Raw genomic sequence first — 20,740 nt, 5'->3', positions numbered from 1 at the left:
AAAGAAGTCCCCCGAGGCACGGGCTCCCGGGGGACCTTGAAGATATGACCATGACGGGTTTGTGGCGAAGGTCAGTTTTCCGGCTTGCGGGCCACGACCACGATCCCTTTTCCGGGGCGCAGACGATGGAAAATAGAGGGGGCGGGGGGCTCGTGGCGGCTGTCGAGTTGCAGAATCTCGAAACCGAGACCCTTCAGAAGTTCGACCAGTTCTCCTGCGGTGAAGATCTGTTTGTGACCGTAGGGAAGACGGGCGTAAATCGTCTCGAGAAAGAGGGGGCATTGTCCGCCGCTGAGCCGGTAAGAAATTTCGCCGATGCGATAATCGAGGGCCTCCCGCGACGGGGTATCGAGGAACAGCATCCCGCCGGGACGCAGAAGGCGCCAGACGGCTGCGAGGGTTTCCCGAGGGAAGTCGACATGCTCGATGACGTCCCAGAGGGTCGCCAGATCGAAAAAGCCGGCAAAGCCTTCCTGCCAGAAGGGTTTATCAACCGGCTCCCGATTCAGCAAAATACCGTATTTCCCGCCAGCGAATTCCCGCCGCAGAGCGCTCGGCTCAATGCCGTGGCCCTGGGCTCCTTGCCGGCCGAGGAGATCGAGGAAGGTTCCCACCCCGGCTCCAACATCGAGACATCGGGCCTCGGCCAGGGGGCAATATCGTCTGATCAAATTCAGGCGGCTGAGGTTTTGCACCTGGTTTTCATCTAAACGGCTGTCCATATAGTTCCGTCCCCCCTCGGTCAGGGCCCCCTCACCCGGAACCGTCTCCAGGGGAGCGCCGTCGAGATAGTCGGCATAGTGAAAACCACACGCCGGACAGACGTAGATCCTGACGTCCCGCAGCGCATACACAGGGATCGCTGAGGTGGCTGCGCAGATTTTGCATCGGCTGAAATCGTACATTTTATTTATTCTCCGCATCATGTTTACAGGGATGTGCAAATGCACACCCCTCAGGCGGCGACTCGGCCCCGAATTTTTACCAATGACCACGTGGCACAAACCGGGTCGCCGCAGTATAGTCCAAACCATCAAAGGCCTGTTGTGGCAGGCGGGCCGGCGAAACCTCCTTCTTCATTGATACACACGAAACACGGCAAAGCCGGCACGGGGCGCCTCCTCCCCATGCCGGCTTTGTCGCGTCTCGCCTCCCCGACTCCTAGTGCAGCCCGCCAGAAATGATCCGACCGGGAATCTCGCCGGCGCAGGCGGGGCGTCCGAAATAATATCCCTGCATCTCGTGACAGTGGCGTTTGGTCAGGAAATCGAGCTGCTCCTTCTTCTCCACCCCTTCGGCAATCACCGCAAGCTTCAGGCTGCGCCCCATCACCAGAATCGCCTCGACGATCGCCCTGTCTTCCGGATCCCCGGGGATGTTGCGAACGAACTCCTGGGCGATCTTTATGCGGTCAAAGGGGAAGTGCTTGAGATAAATCAGGGACGAATAGCCGGTGCCGAAATCGTCGATGGCCAGATTGACCTTGCGGATCTTCAGGTCGGTGAGGGTGGTGATCGCCTCTTCAATACTTTCCATGACCGTGGTCTCGGTGAGTTCGATCTCGAGCAATTCCGGTTCAAGGCCCGTCTCCTTGAGAACCCCTTCCACCAGATCGATGAAGTCGGGACGAGCGAACTGGCGGGCGGAAATATTCACCGCCATGCGCATGCGGGGGAACCCGGCCTTACGCCATGCCATCGCCTGGCGGCAGGCCGTCTGCAGCACCCAGGCGCCGAGGGGGATAATCAGCCCCGTCTCCTCGGCCACGGGGATGAAACGGGACGGCCCTATCGTCCCCTCGGTCGGATGGGCCCAGCGAAGGAGAGCCTCGAACCCGGAGATTTTCCGGGTGCGCAGATCGAACTGGGGCTGGTAGACGAGGAAGAACTCCTGGTGGTTGAAGGCCCGGCGCAGACTCGATTCGATGCCGAGCTTGGCCTGGGCCCGGGCGGCCATCTCCGTGGAGAAGAACTGGTAACTGTTCCCTCCGACTTCCTTGGCGGCGTACATCGCCGTATCGGCATTGCGCAGCAGTGTGTCCTCGTCCTCGCCGTCGACAGGGCAGATGGCGATGCCGATACTGGCCGAAGCGATGAACTCCTTCCCTTCAAGACAGGTGGGTCGGGAAAGGGACTCGAGAATCCGCGAGGCAAAGACCGCCAGATCGTCGCTGGAGAGAATTCCGTAGAGAATCACCACGAATTCGTCCCCGCCGATGCGCGCCACGGTGTCGATCGCCCGTACGCATTCGGTCAGCCTGCGGGCCACGACCTGCAGGAGGGCGTCCCCCGCCGCGTGACCCAGGGTGTCGTTGACCCATTTGAATCGGTCGAGATCGAGGAAGAAGACCGCCACCTCCTCCCCGTCGCGGATTCCCTGAGCCAGGGCCTGATGCAGGCGGTCGCGGAGCAGAAATCGGTTCGGCTGCCCGGTCAGCTGGTCGTAATGGGCGAGGCGATAGATCTCCTCCTCCGTCTTCTTGCGTTCGGTCACGTCGAGAATTCCCGCCATGCTGCGGCGGATGTTCCCCAGACGGTCCCGCTCGGATACGGCGGAGACGAGGACATCGATCACCTCGCCGTTCTTCTTGACCATCTGGTAGGGGACGTCCTTGACGAAACCGACCCTGAAAAACTGGGGGAGAAAGGTATCTTCGGCCAGACGCCGGGAATTTTCACTGAGATAAAGGGTCAGTTTGGTCCCGAGGACCTCTTCGCGCTCATACCCGAGAACCTCGAGCCAGAAGTCGCTGACTTCCAGCAGGCGTCCGGTGCTGTCGATGGAGTGCATCATCACCGGCGTCTGCAGGTACAGTTCGCGGTAGCCGTCCCCCCCGGCGATCAGTCCGTCCTCCCGCTCCCTCATGACCCGTCCACCCCCGATGGCCCCGCGCTCTCTTCGGCAAAAATTTTCCCGCCGTACGTCCTCCCATTTCACCTTAAAAGGGACCAATGTCAATAGCGGCGGCGGAGGATACCGGAGGTTCTCCCGGGGATGGCCCTATTTTCTGATTCCCCGCTCACCCCAGCAGCAGAGCCCCCACCCAGGAAGAGAGAACCGCCAGGGCGCTGGCCAGAGCCAGCAGCCGATTCCCCCAGGGGCCGGGACGCCCGCGACGGTCAAGTGGGCGGGCACTGAGCAGGCCAAGAAAAAACCCGCTGACAAGGCCGAAGAGGTGGGCTCCGAGATCGGTCCCCTCGCCGCCGGTCCCCAGCAGGGCAAGGAGCGCCAGGGCGGCGGCGACGGGGAGGAGAGGGCGCCACGAAACCTGGTGTTTCCGGCGGCGCAAAGAGAGGGCGGCGATAAGCCCGATCGCTCCGAAGACCGCCGTCGAAGCACCGACGGCGCGGTGATCCGGGAGCTGCAGGAGGGCATTGGCCAGATTGCCGAGAGCACCGGAGGAAAGAATCAGGGTCCAGGCGAGGCCCGAGCCGAGGTCGCGGCAGAGAAGAACGATAAAGGGGGCGCCGAGAGCGATATTGCCGAGAAGGTGCACCCCGTCGGAATGGAGCGTGAGGGCGGTCAGGGGCCGCCACCACTGGCCGGCGAGGATTTGGCCGGCGTGGGCATTGCCGAGCGCCCCCCAGTCGGGGGACGAGAAGCCGAAGAGGTGCAGATCGAGGAGGGTGAGGTTATGGAAGGTCGCCAGCAGGATCAGGACGGAGAGGGGGGCAAAGGGGCTCCCCCCACGCCCCTTGGTCGGAGGCTCGGGAGGGGGCCAGTTACGGTTTTCCTCCTCGAAGAGACGCAGCTCCTCAAGGGCGGCAGCGTGCAGGGCTGGCGGCACCAGGAGCCGAAAGCCGCAGGGACTCGGCTCGGTGCGGCAGGGGATACGGCGCGCCGCCAGAACCTGCCCCCAGCGCCGAGCCGCCTCCGGCGACAGGTCGTCAGCGGCGCTGCCGCCGCCCAAGTCCCTGGGAATACCCAGCCAGGACCTCTCCCCCCCATCGTCCATGTCATCCCTGGTCTCCATGGAGTCAAGGATCGCAGATTCCCCGGCTGCCGTCATCCCCGTTTTTCATTTCTTCTGCAGGGCCGGCCGAAAAGGGTGAGATTTTCCGTCGTACCCGGCGCCCGGGGGTCCCCTTCCTCTGGAGGGATCCGGCAGGCAACCGACCCTCTCCCTTTTCCCCTCCCCTACACCTCCCGCTGGTCAAAAAGCTCCCGATCTGGCACAATCCCCGCCATGGAAACCATCCGCAACGAAATCCGCAAACATTTCCCCAGGGCGGGGGAGGCGCGCCGCCTCTTCCACGGCCGGGGGCACTCTTTCGAGGGTTACAGCGACCTGACCATCGACGCCTATCCGCCGCTGATCATGGTGATTCTTTACCGTGAGCGCCGGCAGGTCTGGCTCGATGAACTGACGGCCCTGCTGCGCGCCGAGCTCCCGCAGGAGCCGGAGACCATCCTCCTGCAGGAGCGCTTTCTGCACGGGGCTCCGAGCCGCCTCCTGCACGGGACCCTGCCGGTCGAACTCGAGGCCGTGGAAGAGGGGCTGCGCTTCCGCCTGCGCCTCGGCGACTCCCAGAACGTCGGCTTCTTCCCCGACATGGCCGCCGGACGGGCCCTCGTTCGTCAACTGGGGGTGAACAAACGGGTGCTCAACCTCTTCGCCTACAGCTGCGGTTTTTCTCTGGCGGCCCTGGCCGGAGGCGCCGCCCATGTGGTCAATCTCGACATGAACCGGGGGGCGCTGGAACTCGGCAAACTCAACCACCGCATCAACGGTTTCGACCCGCGACGTGCCCATTTTCTTCCCCTCGAGCTCTTCCGCAGCTTCGGCAAGCTGCGAAAACTCGGTCCCTTCGATCTGGTGATCTGCGACCCGCCAGCCAGCCAGGGAGAGAGCTTCACCGCCGAACGCCACTGGCCGAAACTGATCCGGCGTCTCCCCGAACTTCTGGCTCCCGGAGGTCAAGTTCTCGCCTGCCTCAACGGACCCCATCTCCCTGCGGATTTTCTCACCCTCCTTTTCTCGGAAATCCTCCCCGAAGCCCGAATCCTCGGCTCCCTGGAGCCGGGCCCCGACTTCCCGGAAGCCGAACCGGGCAAAGGGGTCATCCTCCTTCACTACGCCCTCCCCTGAACCCGGTTTTTCAGGGGGGAGCGCCGCCGTCCGCAGCCTGCCACCAGGCGAGGGCCCGGAGGTAAGCCTCCGGGGTATCGAGATCATGGAGAATAGCAGGGTCGTCGACGGGGAGAAGATCGACCCGCGCGGGGTCCTTTCGGCAGACGTCACGCAGGGTGGACAGGGTGCGGATTTCGGAGAGGACAGCGCGGGGGAAAAGAACGGGATGTCCTTTTTTACCGCCCAGGCAGGGGATGTGAATCGTTTCCGGCGAAAGGGAATGGGCCCCAAGGAGGGCTTTCACGGTGGCGACACCGACCAGTGGGTGATCGGCGAGAAAGACCATCACCCCGCCGGCGCCGGGGCTCAGGTGCTCCAGGCCGAGTCGCACCGAAGAGGCCATGTCGCTGTCGGGATTCGTATTCCAGACAATCCTCACCGCGGTCGGGGCAAGGACCCGGGCCGTTTCTCCCCCCGTCGGTCCGAGAACGACGAGAATTTCCTCGATGCCAGCGGCCTGAAGGGTGGCGACGACCCGCTCGATGGCGCATCGGTCACCGAAGGGGAGGAGCGCCTTGCAGCGCCCCATCCGGCGCGAGCGCCCCGCCGCCGGAATAAGTGCCGCGACCGGCTGCGCCATGGATCCTCCTGATCTCGATGAGTTGGGCGAGAATACTGACGGCGATCTCCCCGGGGGTCTGGGCGCCGATCGCCAGGCCAGCCGGGGTCACGACCCGCGCGATGGCCTGCTCCGAAAATCCCGACTCCTGGAGATGGAGGCGCAACGCCTCCCGTTTTCGGCGGCTGCCGAGCATGCCGATGTAGGTGGCCGAGGTTTCGAGAGCGCCGCTCACTGCGGCAAAATCGTCCCGATGGCTCGGGGCGGCGACGACGATATAGCTGCTGTCGTCGACGGGCAGTTCCCGAAAGACTTCCGCCGCCGGGCAGGTGAGATCGGCGGCGGCAAACCCCGCCACCCGGGGGGGGCTGCCGCCGACGACGGGATCGACCAGGGTTACGGCAAATCCCGCAGGTCGGGAGGCAGCAGCCAGCGCCTGGCCGACATGTCCGGCGCCGACAACGATCAACCGGGGAGGGGGGCGCAGGGCTTCGAGATAAAGGACCACCCGGCCGCCGCAGACCATGCCGTTTTCCTCGGACAGGGAAAAGGAAAAGAGGCGGGACTCCCCCGTGGCCATGACCTCTTGCGCCGCCTCCAGCGCCTGCGTTTCGAGGAGACCGCCGCCGACGCTGCCGAAGACGCGCCCATCCCCCTGCAGGAGCATCTTGGCTCCGGCCTTGCGGGGAGCCGAACCGCTGCTCTCCACCACCAGAGCCAGCACGGCGGAGACGCCCTCCCTCTTCAGTCGCAGGATTTCTTCGTAGAGTTTGGCATCGTCCATGGGTTTCCCTCTCAGGACCTGTGGCGGGCGGCCAGAACCCGCTCCGGAAGGAGGGGGAGGCGGCGCACCCGGGCGCCGACAGCGGCAAAGACGGCGTTGGCCACCGCCGCGGCCACCGGCGGCACTCCCGGTTCGCCGACCCCCGTCGGCTTTTCGCTGCTCTCCACGAGGTGCACCTCGATGACCGGAGTTTCCTCGAGGCGCAGCACCGGATAGTCATGGAAATTCGATTCCAGCACCCGCCCCTTTTCCAGGGTGAGCTCGCCGAAGAGGGTCGCCGAAAGCCCGAAGACGATGCCGCTCTCCATCTGCGCCCGCACCGTGTCAGGATGGACCACCCGGCCGCAGTCGACGGCGCAGACCACCCGCTCGACCCGAATCCTCCCCTTCTCATCGACGGCAACCTCCGCCACCTGGGCGACATAGGAGCCGAAAGAGTGATGCAGGGCGAGACCTCGTCCTTTCCCCGGGGGGAGTTTTTCTCCCCATCCCCCCTTTTCCGCCGCCAGGTCGAGGACGCGGCGATGGCGGGGGTGATCGGCGAGGAGACGGCGCCGTAAGCGGTAGGGGTCGTGCCCGGCGGCATGGGCCATTTCGTCGAGGAAGGATTCGACGACGAAGCCGGTGTGGGAGTGGCCGACGGAGCGCCACCACTGCACCGGCACCACCTGGGTCGGGGAATGGAGATCGACCCGTATGTTGGGGATGGCGTAGGGGAGTTCCATCGCCCCCTCCACCGAAGTGCCGTCGAATCCCTGGGCGGCAACCGCCTGCTCGAAGGGGGTGCCGCTGAGAATCGACTGGCCGACGATGCGGTGGCTCCAGGCGACCGGCGTCCCCCCCTCGTCGAGACCCCCCTGCAGGCGGCTGTACCACAGGGGGCGGTACCAGCCGCCGCGGGTGTCGTCCTCACGGCTCCAGATGACCTTCACCGGCGCCCTGGCCGCCCGGGCGACATGCACCGCCTCGACGACAAAATCGGAGGCCGGATTGGCCCGACGGCCGAAGCCGCCGCCGAGATAGGTGGTGTGGATCTGCACCTGTTCGGGCTTGAGCCCGGCGGCCTTCGCCGCGGCGTTGCGGTCGACGGTCTGAAACTGGGTCCCGGTCCAGATCTCGCAGGAGTCGTCCTTGAGTTCCACCACGCAGTTGAGGGGCTCCATGGCGGCGTGGGCCAGGTAGGGGAGATCGTACTCGGCGACAAGGGTGCGGGGCGCCGCGGCCAGAGCAGCACCGGCATCCCCTTCGCTGCGGGTGACCGTCCCCGGCGTCTCGGCGAGGGCACGGTACGCCTCCCGCAGTCCTTCGCTGGAAAGAGCGGCGCCTTCTCCCTCCTCCCAGTCGATCTCCAGAGCCTTGCGCCCCTTGAGCGCCTGCCAGTAGCCTTCGGCGATGACGGCGACTCCCGATGGAATTTGAGCCACCGACCGGACTCCCGACACCTTGCGGGCCGCCTCGGACTTGAAACTTTTGAGACGGGCACCGAAGACCGGCGGGCGGGAAACGACCGCTACCAGCATCCCGGGTCGTTGGACGTCGATGCCGAAGACGGCGGTGCCGGCAACTTTGGCGGGTGAATCGAGGCGGGGGAGGGAGCGGCCAATGAGGCGAAAATCCCCGGGATCCTTGAGAGCCACGACGGGGGGGACCGGCTCGCCCGCCGCCCCTTCGGCCAGGGCCCCGAAGCCGAGGGAGCGGCCGCTGCCGGGATGACTGACGAGGCCCTCACGGGCCCGGCACTCGGAGACGGGAACCTCCCATTTTTTTGCAGCTGCGGCAATGAGCATCTGCTTGGCGGCCGCACCGACAGTGCGCAGCTGCTCCCAGGAAGAAGAGACGCTGGTGCTGCCGCCGGTGACCATCACCCCGAAGACGGTATGGTTGTAGACGTCCGCCACCGGCGCCGGCTCGATGCGCACCCGGGACCAGTCGGCCTCCAGTTCCTCGGCGATGAGCATCGGCATGGAGGTATAGACCCCCTGCCCCATCTCCGACTTGGCGACGATGATCGTCACCGTGCCGTCGGCGGCGATGCGCAGCCAGGCGCTCGGCGTAACGGAGGCAGGTTCGGCGGCCGCGGCGGCGATCACCCCGCCGCGCGGCGGCAGGTAGAATCCGAGGACCAGTCCGCCGCCGACGGCGGCACTGGCGAGAAGAAACTCCCGGCGGCGGATATCGACCGATTCGCTCATACGCCCCTCCCCTCGGCCGCCGACCTGGACGCACGGCGGATCGCCTTGCGGATCCGCGGATAGGTGCCGCAGCGGCAGATGTTGCCGGACATTCCCGCATCGATTTCGGCATCGCTCGGCTCCGGATTTTTCACCAGCAGCGCCGCCGCCGCCATCAGCTGTCCGGGCTGGCAGTAGCCGCACTGGGGGACCTCCTCGGCCAGCCAGGCCTCCTTCAGCGGATCCATCCACCGGGGAACCAGTCCTTCGACGGTGACCACCTTCTTCCCTTCCACCTCGCTCACCGCCGTGACACAGGAGCGGGTCGCCTCGCCGTCGACGTGGACGGTGCAGGCGCCGCACAGCGACTGACCGCAACCGAACTTGGTTCCGGTCAGCTGCAGCTTCTCGCGCAGCACCCAGAGGAGAGGGGCATCGGGGGGGATATCGAGCTCATGAGTCTGGCCGTTGACATTGAGGGTAATCATCGGACCTCCTTGACATGCTTCCGAAAAGGGGCTTGAGGAAAAGAACAGGATCCAGTTTATCGGCAATCACCGCATTTGCAACGGAGCACCCATCAGGCGTATTGACAAGAATCGGCGGCTGCCTTACCCTCGCAGCAGTCCCCCCATCCGCCGAGGAGCCCCCTTTGAAAAATACAGGCAGCAACCCCTCCCCGGGACGGGAAGGGGTCATCGTCGCCCACCTCGGGGTAGCGGTCGAGGTCCGCTTCGACGACGGCGAACAGGCGCGGGTGCGGGTCAAACGAAACTCCGGACACGTCGTCGGCGACGGAGTAACGGTGTGCGACGAAGTACTGCATCGCCACCCGCGGCGCAGCGAGCTGCGCCGCCGGGACACCCGGGGGGGCGTCCACCTCGTCGGCGCCAATCTCGACGTCCTCGGTATCGTCGTCGCCCCAATCCCCGTCCCGCCGGCGGGGTTTCTCGACCGGGCCATCGTCGCGGCGCGCAGCGGCGGACTTCTCCCCTTTGTCGTGGTCAACAAGTGCGACCTCCCCGGCGCCGAAGAACTGCTGGAAGCACTTCGCAACTGCTACGGAACGACCCTGCCGATTTTCCCCTTAAGCGCCGCCCTCCGCCAGGGGTTCGAACCACTGCGTCTCTATTTTGCCCAGGGGCACCGCGGCGCCTTCGTCGGGACCACCGGTGTCGGCAAAAGTTCCCTTCTCAACGTCCTCTGCCCGGAGATCGACCTGCGGGTCGGTGAGATCAGCGAATACGGCCTCGGACGCCACACCACCACCGTCTCCACCCTCAACGCCCTGGAGAAGGGAGGGGAACTGATCGACACCCCCGGCTTTCGGGATTTCGGTCTCGTCGACATCAGCACCGACGATCTCTCCCTTCACTTCCCCGGGTTCGAAGCCCTCGGCGAAAACAGCTGCCGCTTTCGCAACTGCCGGCACCGCAGCGAGCCGGGGTGCGCCGTAGCCGAACTGGTCGCCCGGGGGACGGTCCCCGCCGATCGCTACGCGGCCTACCTGGAGATCCTCAACGAAGTCGAGTCCGACGAAGAGACGAGCCGCCGTCGCGACTGGAAAAAATAACTCCGCCCCCCCGGCCACAGCCCTGGAACCCTCTTTCGACCATGGATAAAGAACCCCTCCGGCAACGGATCATCGAACAGCTCGCCGCCGATCTCGAACTTTTCCTCCAGGCCGCCCGCGCTGCCCACGAAGCGGCGACCAACGCGGAAAACCTCCCCGACAACGAGTATGAAACCCTCGCCCTCGAAGCATCCTACGTCGCCCAGGGACAGGCCAATCGCGCCCAGGAGATCCGGATGGCCCTGGAAAGCTACAAGGCTCTGGAACTTCGTCCCTTCGGCGACGGGGAGCCGATCCGCCTCGGCGCCCTGGTCACTCTCGAAGGGGAGGACGGGCGATTCCGGACCGTCCTCATCGGCCCGGAAGCCGGAGGCCTGAAGGTTTTCGACGGCAACCGGGAAATCATCGTCATTACCCCCAGCTCCCCTCTCGGGCAGGAGCTCCTCGGCCGAATCGAGGGGGACCAGGTGACGACGGGGGTCGGCGATACGATGCGCGACTATGAGATCATTGCAGTGGGCTGAAGGGCGATATCGACGAAAAATGGAGGCCGGGTTCAAGGATCTGCCGCCCCGGCAGCAACCCGCCCTTAAAAAGGGATTGCCGCGGCGGGGGAAAAAGTGTTATTAATAAGGAGCATGTGACCCACAGGGATTCACCCCTGTGGTTTTTTATTTTTCAACAAAGGAAGAAACGATCATGATCAGCGCCAACAATGTCGCCCTCTCCTACGGCAAGAGGGTCATCTTCAAGGACGTCAACATAAAGTTCATTCCCGGCAACTGCTACGGACTCATCGGCGCCAACGGCGCCGGCAAGTCGACTTTTCTCAAAATTCTCGCCGGCGAAATCGAAGCCGACCGGGGCGAGATTTCCGTCGGTCCCGGCGAACGCATCGCCGTGCTGCGTCAGGACCACTTCGCCTTCGATGAGGAAACGGTCTTCAATACCGTCATCATGGGGCACAAGCGCCTCTACCAGCTGATGATGGAGCGGGAGGCGATCTACGCCAAGCCCGAATTCACCGAGGAGGATGGCCTCCGCTCCGGCGAGCTCGAAGCCGAATTCTCGGAGATGAACGGCTATGAGGCCGAATCCGAGGCCGCGGTCCTCCTCAACGGTCTCGGCATCCCCGAAGAGCTGCGCTACAAGACGATGAAGGAGCTTGAAGGGGGAGACAAGGTCCGGGTCCTCCTCGCCCAGGCCCTCTTCGGCAACCCGGAAATCCTCCTCCTGGACGAGCCGACCAACCATCTCGACCTCAAGTCGATCGCCTGGCTCGACGACTTCCTCTCCCGTTTCCAGAACACCCTGATCGTCGTCTCCCATGACCGCCACTTCCTCAACCAGGTCTGCACCCATGTCGCCGACATCGACTTCGGCAAGATCACTGTCTATGTCGGCAACTACGACTTCTGGTACCAGGCCAGCCAGCTGACTCTGAAGCAGAAGCAGGACGAAAACCGCAAGGTCACCGACAAGGCCAACGAGCTCAAGGAATTCATCCAGCGCTTCTCCTCCAACGCCAGCAAGGCCAAGCAGGCCACGTCGCGCAAGAAGCTTCTCGACAAGCTGACCCTCGAGGAAATGCCCGTCTCCTCCCGCAAGTACCCCTTTGTGGTCTTCAAGCCCGAACGTCCCTGCGGCGACATCATCCTCGAGATCACCGGCCTCTCCAAGACCGTCGACGGAGTGGAAGTTCTGAAAAATCTCGACCTGATCGTCAACAAGGGGGACAAGATCGCCTTTGTCGGCGGGGACAGCCTCGCCAAGACCACCCTTTTCCAGATCCTTGACGGAGAGCTCAAGCCCGACGCCGGCACCGTCCGCTGGGGGGTAACGATCACCCACAGCTACTTTCCCAAGGAAAACAGCGCCTACTTCGACAACGATTACAACCTCATCGAATGGCTCTGCCAGTTTCCCCCCTGCGACGGCGAGAGCTTTGCCCGCGGCTTTCTCGGGCGCATGCTCTTCTCCGGCGACGATGCCACCAAGAAAACCCGCGTCCTCTCCGGCGGCGAGCGGGTCCGCTGCATGCTGTCGCGGATGATGCTCAAGGGGGCCAACACCCTGATCCTCGACGAGCCGACCAACCACCTCGACCTTGAATCGATCACCGCCCTCAACAACGGCCTGATCGCCTTTCCCGAGGTGATTCTCTTTGCCGCCCATGACCACGAATTCGTCTCCACCGTGGCCAACCGCATCGTTGAATTCACCCCCGGGGGGATTATCGACCGGGTCATGTCCTTTGAAGATTACCTCGACGATCCCCGGGTGACCGCCGAGCGGGCCGCCCTCTCCCAGGGACGGGGCGAGCTCGACCTTTAGGAGACGACCATGGACCCGCGACAGCGCAGCGACATCCGCCCGGGACTGGCGGTCGATATTGTTCTCAAGAAGGACCAGAAGAGCGACAGGCTGACCTGCGGAATCGTCCAGGACATCCTCACCAGCGCCCCCTTCCACTCCCGGGGCATCAAGGTGCGGCTCAGCGACGGCCAGGTCGGCAGGGTCAAGGGGCCGGCGGAGAACGGCAGACCCTGAGGAGACATGCTCATGAATTTGAACCTGTCATCGGTCCCGTCGCCGCCCTTATTATTTACTTCCGGACACAAAAAAACCCCGGCCTTTTTCGCCGGGGTTTTTTGTGTCCGAGAAATGTCACCTCGGATATTGAGTTAATTTTTTGTTGGCGCGGTTCTTTCGCGGCCCGGTGGCTCGGAGAGGGTCATGATCTCTTCCTCCTTTTGTCTTCGAGTTGCTTTCAGGTTACCACGGAGAAGGGCGTTGTAAAGGGACCCCGCACGGGAAGTTTTTTTGCGACGAACGGGAGCCCCCCGGCACAAGAGAGGCCTTGCCCCGACCTTTCACCAAACCATTCAGAACCGCAGAAGAGATGACGCTTTACTTTGACGCCCCCAGGATTACAATTTATCCGTGGTCCCGCTGATTTCCCACCCCTTACCAGATCGAGACGACCGAAATGGATTCTCCGCCCCCGAAAAAAAAGACAGCAGGCCAGTGGCTCTCCGGAATAATGGTCCGGGGAATGATCGCCATCCTCCCTTCGGCGCTGACCCTCTACATCCTCTACTGGCTGGTGCGTTCGGCAGAGACGATCCTCGGCAACGCCATCAAGGTCGTTCTCCCCGAGGGGTGGTATCTCCCGGGGATGGGGCTTCTGGTCGGAATGTTCCTGATCTTCTGCCTCGGCCTCTTCGTCAACGCCTTCCTCTTTCGCCGCATCCTCAGCCTGGGTGAAGAGGCCCTCAACCGTATTCCCGTGGTCAAGACCCTGTACGGCTCGGTGAAGGACTTCATCGGGTTCTTCGCCCAGAAGAAGAGCCGGGAATTTCACCAGGTCGTGGCGCTGGAGATGAATATGGGGGGGGTGCCGATGCGCCTGATCGGGTTCGTCACCTGCAGCGACTTTCGCGACCTCCCCCAAGGTATGGGTAAGGAGGACGAAATCGCCGTCTACCTGCCGCTGAGTTATCAGATCGGCGGCTACACCCTCATCGTGCCGCGCTCGGCGGTCCGCCCCATCGACATTTCCACCAACCGGGCCATGGGGTTTGTCGTCACCGGCGGCATGTTCCAGGAAAAGGGGAAACACCGCCCCATCCCCTGAAGACGTTTACACCCGGCGTAAAATGTCTATAATGGCACCCCTGACCATTTACCCCTTCAAAGGATTGCGCCATGACTGACGACAAGGACCAGAGTGCTGACACAAGCGAAGACGAGAGCTTTGCCGAACTCTTCGAGCAGAGCCTGAGTGCCGCCGCACCTCTGGAACCGGGACAGAAAATCCAGGCGACCATACTGCAGATCGGCAAGGAGTGGGTCTTTCTCGACGTCGGCCAGAAGGGTGAAGGGGTCCTCGACGTGCGCGAGCTGCAGGACGCCCAAGGGGAGTTGACGGCGGCCGTGGGCGACAGAGTCGGCGCCTACTTTCTCTCCCGTAGCGGAGGGGAACTGCGCTTCACGACCCGCATCGGCGGCGGCGCCACAGGGACGGAACAGCTGGAGGAAGCCTGGCGCAGCGCCATCCCCGTGGACGGCCGGGTCGAGAAGGAAATCAAGGGGGGGTACGAAGTGCGCCTCCCCGGGGCCGTCCGGGCCTTCTGCCCCTTTTCCCAGCTCGGCCTGAGGCGGGTCGAAAATCCCGAAGAGGTCCTCGGCCAGACCTTCCCCTTCAAAATCACCCAGTTCTCCGAACAGGGACGCAACGTCGTCGTCTCCCATCGGGAGATTCTCGAGGAGGAGCGGCGAGCCCGGCGCGCCGAACTGCGCCAGACCCTCAAGGAGGGGGATCTGGTCAAGGGGGTGGTGACCTCCATCCGCGACTTCGGCGCCTTCGTCGACATCGGCGCCATCGAGGGACTCCTGCCGATTTCGGAAATCGGCTACGGCCGCGTCGAAAGGGTCGACGAAGTGCTTCACGTCGGCCAGGAACTGGAATTGGCGGTCAAGAGCTGCGACTGGGACAAGGAGCGGTTTTCCTTCAGCTTGCGCGACACCCTGGCCGACCCCTGGAGCAAGGTCGGCTCGACCTATCGCGAAGGCGCCACCCTGACCGGGACCGTATCGCGCCTCGCCCCCTTCGGCGCCTTCGTCACCCTCGAAGAGGGGATCGACGGGCTGGTGCACATCTCCCGCCTCGGTGAGGGGCGCCACATCAAACATCCGCAGGAGGTCCTCAAGGTCGGCCAGAAACTGACGGTGACCATCGAAAAACTCGACCTTCAAGAGCGGCGCATCTCCCTGATACCGGCCAGCGCCGGCGAGGAGGGACCGAGCTCCTTCGTTGAGCCGGGCGGGGCGGGGATGGGAACGCTGGCCGACCTTCTCAAGGGAGGAGCGAACCGAAAAAAAAGGCGCTGAGGAACTGACCCATGAAAAATTCATCCGGCAAGGAAATCGGCCGCTGTCCCTGGGTCGACCTCTCCAAACCCGACTACCTCGCCTATCACGACGAAGAGTGGGGAGTGCCGGTCCACGACGACCGCCTCCTCTTCGAATTCCTCACCCTCGAAGGCGCCCAGGCCGGCCTCTCCTGGTACACCGTGCTGCGCAAACGGGAAAACTACCACCACGCTTTCGCCGGATTCGATCCGAGCCAGGTGGCGCGCTTCGACGAACGGGAGGTGGCTGCGCTCTTGGGAAATCCCGGCATCATCCGCAATCGGGCCAAGATCGAAGCCGCCATCGGCAACGCCCGGTCCTTTCTCGCCATACAGGAGGCCTTCGGTTCCTTCGACGCCTACCTGTGGGGTTTCGTCGACGGCCGGCCGATCGTTCATGAGTTGCAATCCCTCGCCGACTATCCGACGACCAGCCCCGAAGGGGACGCCCTGAGTCGTGATCTCCGCCAGCGCGGCTTCAAGTTCGTCGGCCCCACCATCTGCTACGCCCACATGCAGGCCGTCGGCATGGTCAACGACCACACCCTCGGCTGCTTTCGGCGGCAGGAAATCCTCGCCGGTTACTGACGGGCTTCCCCAGCAAAGGACATTTCACACCCTGCCATGCCTACCCCCTCCCTCGAACAGGTCGCCGTCGTTCTCGTCGAACCTCAGAATCCCGGCAATATCGGCATGGTCTGCCGGGCCATGGCCAATTTCGGTGCCTGCGACCTGCGTCTGGTCAACCCCTGCGCCCACCTCCACCCCGAGGCGCGCAAATTTGCCGTCGGGGCCAATTACCTCCTCGGCCAGGCCCGGCTCTTTCCAGATCTTTCCACCGCCATTGCCGACCTTCACATCACGGTGGCCACGACCCGGCGCGGGGGACGACTGCGGGGGGAACTTCTCGACATCGGCCAGATTCCGCCCTTGCAGTCCCTCCTCCCTCCGGCAGGGAAGCTCGGACTGGTCTTCGGCCGGGAGGACGCCGGGCTGACGAGCGAGGAGGTCGCTCTCTGCTCCCATGCCGCCACCGTCGCCACCGCCGAAGGGGTCGGATCCCTCAACCTCTCCCAGGCCGTTCTTCTTTTCCTCTTCGAGCTGGGGCGTCACCCCTCCGGTGAAGGGGGGGAGGAGAGCAAAACCCCGACCCAGGGGGAATACCAGGGGCTTTTCGCCCAGATGGAAGAGGTCCTCACCCGAATCGCCTTTCTCAATCCGAGTCGCCCCGAAGCGTCCATGAACCGCCTGCGTCAGATCCTCCACCGGGCCCGTCCCGACCGGGAGGAGCTCGCCCTGCTCCGCGGAATGTGGAGTCAGCTGGAATGGAGCATCAACGACTGGCGCGGCCGAAAACGCGGCGGGGGAGGCCCAAAAACCGATTGACACACCGCGGGCTCCTGTGCTACTTAAGTCGGGTTTCGCTCCCCCCTGTCAAGCATTGCAATTGTAATTATGGCCGAAGACAAGCGCGAACTATTTAAAAGTCTGGGTTTCATGTCCAGCGTCGGGATCTCCATGGTCGCCTCGACCTTCATCGGTCTGGCCATGGGATATTACCTCGACCGCTGGCTGGGAAGCAGCCCCTGGTGTACCCTGATCTTTCTCGGGTTCGGCATCGTCTCGGGGTTTCGCAATATTTATATTCTGACCGAGCGCGAACTGAAGCGCCAGCAGGATGAGAACAGCAAGAACGGTGAGTGACCGGGACGACCATCTGCTGGGAGAAATCGCCCGGCGCAACTGGATCATTCTCGCCGTTCTGACCCTGGCCTCCCTCCCCTGGCGTTCAGCCGCGGTCACCCTCGGCATCCTCGGAGGGGGACTGGTGGCCATCGGCGGCTATTACTGGCTGCACCGGTCCCTGCGGCAGCTTCTGGAGATCCCGCAGGCAGGGGGAGGCCGAAAGTTTCGCTTCGGTTACATTATTCGACTCGGCAGCCTGGCCGTGGCCCTGCTGCTCCTTATCACGGTGGTCAAGGTCCATCCTGTCGGGCTGGCGGCAGGGCTCTCGGTTGTTGTCATCAACATTCTCTGGACCACCATAAAGCGATCGTATTGAACGAGGAGACCGTTTCATGACCCACCCTTTTCTCTTGCTTGAGTGGCTCGCCCACAAGCTGCATCTCGAAAGTCTGATCGAGAACCCTGACAGCCTCAAGGCGGTTATTTATACTTGGCTGGTCATGCTGGTCCTCATTGCCATCGCCTTCCTGGCCTCCCGGGCGATCAAGGTCGTTCCCACCGGCACCCAGAACTTCATGGAAGTCGTGGTCGGCGGCATCGAGAATCTCATCGACGAAACGATGGGCCCCAAGGGGAAGACGTACTTTCCTCTGATTGCCACCTTCGCCCTCTTTATCCTGGTGTCCAACCTGGTGGGACTGGTCCCCGGCTTCTACCCACCGACCGCCAACCTCAACACCAACTTCGCCCTGGCTCTGACCGTCTTCGCCATGACTCACATCATCGGGTTCAAGGAACACGGCCTCAGCTATCTGAAACACTTCATGGGACCGATCCTGGTGCTGGCCCCCCTGATGTTCATCATCGAGATCATCGGCCACCTGGCGCGCCCCCTCTCCCTGTCGCTGCGTCTCTTCGGCAACATGTACGGCCATGAAATCGTCCTGATGATCTTCTTTGCCCTGGTCCCTTTTCTGCTGCCGGTGCCGATGATGCTCATGGGGGTGCTGGTCGCCTGCATCCAGACCTTTGTCTTCAGTCTGCTGGCCATGATTTACATCGCCGGCGCCCTCGAGGAAGCTCACTGATTTCGCTGCGGCGAATTTCAAGGTCCTATACCGTATAGGAACAACAACTCTCAGGAAGGAGAAACAAAATGGAATTTTTTGCATGGTGTATGATCGCTGCCGGTTTCGGCATGGCCATCGGTTCTTTCGGTACCGGTCTCGGCCAGGGGCTCGCTATTAAAGCCGCCGTCGAGGGCGTGGCCCGTAATCCCGGTGCCAGCGGTAAAATCCTGACCACGATGATGATCGGTCTGGCGATGATCGAGTCTCTGGCCATCTACGTCTTCGTTGTGGCCATGATCATCCTGTTCGCCAACCCCTTCACCGCCCAGGTGATGGAATTGGCCGGCAAGTAAGGATTAAGCGACCGCTAGAAAAAAGGGTGGTTCCTTCGGGAACCACCCTTTTTCTTTTTCTTCTCCCCGCCGCAGCTTCAGCTTTGCCCTGCCCGGTCATTTCGCTCCGTCATTTCCCCGCATTCCTCCTCCCCTCCTCGCCAGGTCGACCTCCCAGCGCCCACGGAACCCCGGCCATTCCTGAAGCTCTCCTCGGGCGCACTCCTTGCAATAATCCAATTTGCTCTTGTTCATTGCTGGAGACAAATGATACTATCCCGAAATATTTTTTTATCAAGGAGGCACTAATGCTGAAAAACCTGTTGCGCTTGTTGACCCTGGTCTGTCTGGTGTCATTTCTGACCCCGGCGGCGCAGGCTGCCGAATCCATGGGGATTGCCCCGGAAACCTGCCTGGAATGCCACGACGATGTGGTCTCCGCCAGCGATTTCTCCAACTCCGTTCATGCGGCCAATGCCTGCACAAGCTGTCATGTGGAGATCACCGATCTCGACAAACACTCCGACGGCGAATTGATCCCCGGACCGGTCAAGTGCGTCCGTTGCCACAAGAAGGAAACAGCGGAGCACTATTCGAGCGTCCACATGCTCAACGACATCACCTGCGCCGCCTGCCACGACGACATTCACACCCTGACCCCCTGGAAGGGCGACAAGCGCAAGGTGGTGGACAAGTGCGTACAGTGCCACGACGCCGAAGAAGTCTACCGCAATTCTTCCCACGGCAAGGCGCTGGCCGAGGGGAACCAGGACTCGGCGGCCTGCAACGACTGCCATAACCTTCATGAAATCAACGCCCTTGGCGACCCCGACTCCCATGCCAACCGGGAATTCCACACCAAGGTCTGCATGACCTGCCACAGCAACGAAGAGATGATGGCACGCAACGGCGTCTTCAACGTCGCCGTCAAGACCTACATGGAAAGCTACCACGGCAAGAATTACAGCCTCGGCTTCCCCGACAAAACCGCAGGTTGTGCCGACTGTCATACGGCCCATTCGGTTCTTCCCGAAAGCGATCCTCAGTCGAGCGTCAATCCCGCCAATCTCGTCACCACCTGTGCCCAGTGCCACCCCGGATCCACCCCTGCCTTTGTTCAATACTACCCCCACGGCGAATACACCGACCGCGAGAATTATCCGCTCCTCTACTGGACTTTCATTGCTATGACTGGCCTGCTGGTCGGCACCTTTGGGGTCTTCTGGATCCACTCCCTGCTCTGGATGTTCCGCGGCTTCGTCGAAAACCGTGAAAAGCTCAAAGCGCACCATGAAGGGCGCCTCCATCCGGTCGTCACCGAGGGTCACAAGCAATACCGCCGCTTCCAGAGGCGCCACGTTCTCCTCCACATGACCGTCATCATCAGTTTCCTTGGCCTCTCTCTCACCGGACTCCCTCTGAAATTCGCCAGCCAGCAGTGGGCCCATATGCTGATGGATTTCTGGGGCGGAACCTACAACGCCGGCCTGATTCACCGGGCCTGTGCCGTTCTGACCTTCTTCTACTTCGCCGGAGCGCTCCTCCTTAGCCTTGACTTTCTCGTCCTCCGCAAGGACATCAAAGGGAACTTCCTGCAGCGGCTCTTCGGACCCGACTCGCTGTGCCCGAACTTCCGCGACATCCGCGACATCACCGCCATGGTCCGCTGGTTCTTTTTCCGCGGTCCGAAACCGACCTTCGAGCGCTGGACCTACTGGGAGAAATTCGACTTTCTCGCGGTCTTCTGGGGTATGTTCGCCATCGGCGGCTCGGGCCTGATGCTCTGGTTCCCCGAGTTCTTCGGCGCCCTCCTCCCCGGCTGGGCCTTCAACATCGCCACAATCATCCATTCGGACGAAGCGCTGCTGGCCACCGGTTTCATCTTCACCGTGCATTTTTTCAACACCCACGGCCGTCCGGAGAAATTCCCCATGGATTTCGTTATCTTCAATGGCCAGATCGCCAAGGAGGAATTCATCGAGGAGCGAGGCGACCAGTGGAAACGTTATGAAAAGGAAGGGATGCCCGAAGAAGTCATCGCCACCAAGGTCAGCGGGGTCGCCTATGACTTCTTCTTCAAGGGTTTCGGCTTCCTGGCTCTCTTCACCGGCCTCGGCTGTCTGGCCCTGATGATCTTTGCCTTCCTCACCGGATCCCACTGATCTGGTCCGACTGTAGGAGAAAAAATGGGGGAGGCAAATATGCCTCCCCCGTTTTTACAGGAGATTGATAATGAAAGTGGATTGCGGGATTTACCTTGGTGGACTGGCCCTCCTGATCTACCTGGTCGGTGGAATCGCCACCTTCGGCGGCCTGGCCCTGATTTTCTTCATGAAGGGCTCGGATCTGTTCGGCTGGGGAGACGGCAGGAGTCTCGGCTATCTCTTTGTCTGCCTCGGCCTGATCCTCTCCATCTTCGGTGTCCTGGTCATGAGGATTCTCCGCAACCGCAGCCTGGCCTGACCGCAGTCTCCTCGCCTCAAATTCCTTTCCGGGGGAAGCCATTGGGCTTCCCCTTTTT

General features: G+C 62.6%; 22 protein-coding genes. 15 read left to right on the top strand and 7 right to left on the bottom strand.

From position 1 onward, the window contains the following. Positions 1-71 precede the first annotated feature (71 nt). From DSOUD_RS01155 to DSOUD_RS01145, 3 genes are all read right to left on the bottom strand, one after another. The gene (locus tag DSOUD_RS01155; protein WP_053549274.1) at positions 72-905 is read right to left on the bottom strand and encodes a class I SAM-dependent methyltransferase; all 834 of its coding nucleotides are present in this window, start codon (positions 903-905) and stop codon (positions 72-74) included. Between the two features lie 256 nt (positions 906-1,161). Further along, complete coding sequence (locus DSOUD_RS01150; protein WP_053549273.1) at positions 1,162-2,865, bottom strand: sensor domain-containing protein; 1,704 nt, start codon at positions 2,863-2,865, stop codon at positions 1,162-1,164. Between the two features lie 154 nt (positions 2,866-3,019). Continuing rightward, complete coding sequence (locus DSOUD_RS01145) at positions 3,020-4,009, bottom strand: rhomboid family intramembrane serine protease (protein ID WP_232426479.1); 990 nt, start codon at positions 4,007-4,009, stop codon at positions 3,020-3,022. 177 nt (positions 4,010-4,186) lie between these two features. Between DSOUD_RS01145 and DSOUD_RS01140 the strand changes: the two genes are divergently transcribed. Beyond that, positions 4,187-5,089, top strand: a complete 903-nt coding sequence (locus tag DSOUD_RS01140) for a class I SAM-dependent methyltransferase (RefSeq protein ID WP_053549272.1) — start codon at positions 4,187-4,189, stop codon at positions 5,087-5,089. Between the two features lie 10 nt (positions 5,090-5,099). On the opposite strand, the gene DSOUD_RS01135 is transcribed toward DSOUD_RS01140, so the two are convergent. From DSOUD_RS01135 to DSOUD_RS01120, 4 genes are read right to left on the bottom strand one after another with little or no spacing between them, the layout of a single operon-like run. Continuing rightward, complete coding sequence (locus tag DSOUD_RS01135) at positions 5,100-5,711, bottom strand: nucleotidyltransferase family protein (RefSeq protein ID WP_082350996.1); 612 nt, start codon at positions 5,709-5,711, stop codon at positions 5,100-5,102. Beyond that, positions 5,626-6,474 (bottom strand): XdhC family protein, encoded by an 849-nt coding sequence (locus tag DSOUD_RS01130; protein ID WP_053549270.1) that lies wholly within the window; start codon positions 6,472-6,474, stop codon positions 5,626-5,628. Before DSOUD_RS01130 ends, DSOUD_RS01135 begins: the two co-directional genes overlap by 86 nt. A gap of 11 nt (positions 6,475-6,485) precedes the next feature. Next, positions 6,486-8,666 carry a xanthine dehydrogenase family protein molybdopterin-binding subunit gene (locus DSOUD_RS01125; RefSeq protein ID WP_053549269.1) on the bottom strand — a complete coding sequence of 727 codons (2,181 nt, stop codon included), beginning with the start codon at positions 8,664-8,666 and terminating at the stop codon, positions 6,486-6,488. Next, positions 8,663-9,133 carry a (2Fe-2S)-binding protein gene (locus tag DSOUD_RS01120; protein ID WP_053549268.1) on the bottom strand — a complete coding sequence of 157 codons (471 nt, stop codon included), beginning with the start codon at positions 9,131-9,133 and terminating at the stop codon, positions 8,663-8,665. Before DSOUD_RS01120 ends, DSOUD_RS01125 begins: the two co-directional genes overlap by 4 nt. A gap of 164 nt (positions 9,134-9,297) precedes the next feature. Between DSOUD_RS01120 and rsgA the strand changes: the two genes are divergently transcribed. From rsgA to DSOUD_RS01050, 14 genes are all read left to right on the top strand, one after another. After that, positions 9,298-10,218, top strand: a complete 921-nt coding sequence (gene rsgA / locus DSOUD_RS01115) for a ribosome small subunit-dependent GTPase A (protein ID WP_053549267.1) — start codon at positions 9,298-9,300, stop codon at positions 10,216-10,218. Positions 10,219-10,259: 41 nt separating this feature from the next. Then, positions 10,260-10,742 (top strand): GreA/GreB family elongation factor, encoded by a 483-nt coding sequence (locus DSOUD_RS01110; protein ID WP_053549266.1) that lies wholly within the window; start codon positions 10,260-10,262, stop codon positions 10,740-10,742. Positions 10,743-10,917: 175 nt separating this feature from the next. Continuing rightward, complete coding sequence (locus DSOUD_RS01105; RefSeq protein WP_053552248.1) at positions 10,918-12,552, top strand: ABC-F family ATP-binding cassette domain-containing protein; 1,635 nt, start codon at positions 10,918-10,920, stop codon at positions 12,550-12,552. 9 nt (positions 12,553-12,561) lie between these two features. Continuing rightward, positions 12,562-12,768: a YwbE family protein gene (locus DSOUD_RS01100; RefSeq protein ID WP_053549265.1), complete on the top strand. Its 207-nt coding sequence runs from the start codon at positions 12,562-12,564 to the stop codon at positions 12,766-12,768. Positions 12,769-13,207: 439 nt separating this feature from the next. Next, positions 13,208-13,855 (top strand): DUF502 domain-containing protein, encoded by a 648-nt coding sequence (locus DSOUD_RS01095; RefSeq protein WP_082350994.1) that lies wholly within the window; start codon positions 13,208-13,210, stop codon positions 13,853-13,855. Between the two features lie 71 nt (positions 13,856-13,926). Beyond that, positions 13,927-15,111, top strand: coding sequence for a 30S ribosomal protein S1 (gene rpsA / locus DSOUD_RS01090; RefSeq protein ID WP_053549263.1), 1,185 nt, complete (start codon positions 13,927-13,929; stop codon positions 15,109-15,111). Positions 15,112-15,122: 11 nt separating this feature from the next. Next, a complete protein-coding gene (locus DSOUD_RS01085) occupies positions 15,123-15,719 on the top strand; it encodes a DNA-3-methyladenine glycosylase I (protein ID WP_053549262.1) in 597 nt (198 codons plus the stop codon). A gap of 36 nt (positions 15,720-15,755) precedes the next feature. Next, a complete protein-coding gene (locus DSOUD_RS01080; RefSeq protein ID WP_053549261.1) occupies positions 15,756-16,517 on the top strand; it encodes an RNA methyltransferase in 762 nt (253 codons plus the stop codon). Positions 16,518-16,628: 111 nt separating this feature from the next. After that, entirely contained in the window at positions 16,629-16,835 is a 207-nt protein-coding gene (locus DSOUD_RS01075) for an AtpZ/AtpI family protein (protein ID WP_232426478.1), read from the top strand. Next, positions 16,810-17,193 carry an ATP synthase subunit I gene (locus DSOUD_RS01070; protein ID WP_082350993.1) on the top strand — a complete coding sequence of 128 codons (384 nt, stop codon included), beginning with the start codon at positions 16,810-16,812 and terminating at the stop codon, positions 17,191-17,193. The genes DSOUD_RS01075 and DSOUD_RS01070 overlap by 26 nt, the downstream gene beginning before the upstream one ends. A 16-nt stretch (positions 17,194-17,209) precedes the next feature. Continuing rightward, positions 17,210-17,905 carry a F0F1 ATP synthase subunit A gene (atpB, locus tag DSOUD_RS01065; RefSeq protein WP_053549258.1) on the top strand — a complete coding sequence of 232 codons (696 nt, stop codon included), beginning with the start codon at positions 17,210-17,212 and terminating at the stop codon, positions 17,903-17,905. Between the two features lie 68 nt (positions 17,906-17,973). Next, positions 17,974-18,240: an ATP synthase F0 subunit C gene (gene atpE / locus DSOUD_RS01060; RefSeq protein WP_053549257.1), complete on the top strand. Its 267-nt coding sequence runs from the start codon at positions 17,974-17,976 to the stop codon at positions 18,238-18,240. A gap of 287 nt (positions 18,241-18,527) precedes the next feature. Continuing rightward, positions 18,528-20,381: a cytochrome c3 family protein gene (locus DSOUD_RS01055; protein WP_053549256.1), complete on the top strand. Its 1,854-nt coding sequence runs from the start codon at positions 18,528-18,530 to the stop codon at positions 20,379-20,381. Between the two features lie 70 nt (positions 20,382-20,451). Next, complete coding sequence (locus DSOUD_RS01050) at positions 20,452-20,682, top strand: hypothetical protein (RefSeq protein WP_053549255.1); 231 nt, start codon at positions 20,452-20,454, stop codon at positions 20,680-20,682. The last annotated feature ends 58 nt before the right edge of the window (positions 20,683-20,740 follow it).

Source organism: Desulfuromonas soudanensis (assembly GCF_001278055.1).
Taxonomy (GTDB): Bacteria; Desulfobacterota; Desulfuromonadia; order Desulfuromonadales; family WTL; genus Deferrimonas; species Deferrimonas soudanensis.
The sequence above is the reverse complement of the archived record's forward strand: the minus strand, read 5'-3'. Positions and strand labels throughout refer to the sequence as shown.

Bases quoted from the DNA above. Each gene is read 5' to 3' on its own strand.
- DSOUD_RS01155 (WP_053549274.1), bottom strand. From the start codon at position 905: ATGTACGATTTCAGCCGATGCAAAATCTGCGCAGCCACCTCAGCGATC.
- DSOUD_RS01150 (WP_053549273.1), bottom strand. From the start codon at position 2,865: ATGAGGGAGCGGGAGGACGGACTGATCGCCGGGGGGGACGGCTACCGC.
- DSOUD_RS01145 (WP_232426479.1), bottom strand. From the start codon at position 4,009: ATGACGGCAGCCGGGGAATCTGCGATCCTTGACTCCATGGAGACCAGG.
- DSOUD_RS01140 (WP_053549272.1), top strand. From the start codon at position 4,187: ATGGAAACCATCCGCAACGAAATCCGCAAACATTTCCCCAGGGCGGGG.
- DSOUD_RS01135 (WP_082350996.1), bottom strand. From the start codon at position 5,711: ATGGCGCAGCCGGTCGCGGCACTTATTCCGGCGGCGGGGCGCTCGCGC.
- DSOUD_RS01130 (WP_053549270.1), bottom strand. From the start codon at position 6,474: ATGGACGATGCCAAACTCTACGAAGAAATCCTGCGACTGAAGAGGGAG.
- DSOUD_RS01125 (WP_053549269.1), bottom strand. From the start codon at position 8,666: ATGAGCGAATCGGTCGATATCCGCCGCCGGGAGTTTCTTCTCGCCAGT.
- DSOUD_RS01120 (WP_053549268.1), bottom strand. From the start codon at position 9,133: ATGATTACCCTCAATGTCAACGGCCAGACTCATGAGCTCGATATCCCC.
- DSOUD_RS01110 (WP_053549266.1), top strand. From the start codon at position 10,260: ATGGATAAAGAACCCCTCCGGCAACGGATCATCGAACAGCTCGCCGCC.
- DSOUD_RS01105 (WP_053552248.1), top strand. From the start codon at position 10,918: ATGATCAGCGCCAACAATGTCGCCCTCTCCTACGGCAAGAGGGTCATC.
- DSOUD_RS01100 (WP_053549265.1), top strand. From the start codon at position 12,562: ATGGACCCGCGACAGCGCAGCGACATCCGCCCGGGACTGGCGGTCGAT.
- DSOUD_RS01095 (WP_082350994.1), top strand. From the start codon at position 13,208: ATGGATTCTCCGCCCCCGAAAAAAAAGACAGCAGGCCAGTGGCTCTCC.
- rpsA (WP_053549263.1), top strand. From the start codon at position 13,927: ATGACTGACGACAAGGACCAGAGTGCTGACACAAGCGAAGACGAGAGC.
- DSOUD_RS01085 (WP_053549262.1), top strand. From the start codon at position 15,123: ATGAAAAATTCATCCGGCAAGGAAATCGGCCGCTGTCCCTGGGTCGAC.
- DSOUD_RS01080 (WP_053549261.1), top strand. From the start codon at position 15,756: ATGCCTACCCCCTCCCTCGAACAGGTCGCCGTCGTTCTCGTCGAACCT.
- DSOUD_RS01075 (WP_232426478.1), top strand. From the start codon at position 16,629: ATGTCCAGCGTCGGGATCTCCATGGTCGCCTCGACCTTCATCGGTCTG.
- DSOUD_RS01070 (WP_082350993.1), top strand. From the start codon at position 16,810: ATGAGAACAGCAAGAACGGTGAGTGACCGGGACGACCATCTGCTGGGA.
- atpB (WP_053549258.1), top strand. From the start codon at position 17,210: ATGACCCACCCTTTTCTCTTGCTTGAGTGGCTCGCCCACAAGCTGCAT.
- atpE (WP_053549257.1), top strand. From the start codon at position 17,974: ATGGAATTTTTTGCATGGTGTATGATCGCTGCCGGTTTCGGCATGGCC.
- DSOUD_RS01055 (WP_053549256.1), top strand. From the start codon at position 18,528: ATGCTGAAAAACCTGTTGCGCTTGTTGACCCTGGTCTGTCTGGTGTCA.
- DSOUD_RS01050 (WP_053549255.1), top strand. From the start codon at position 20,452: ATGAAAGTGGATTGCGGGATTTACCTTGGTGGACTGGCCCTCCTGATC.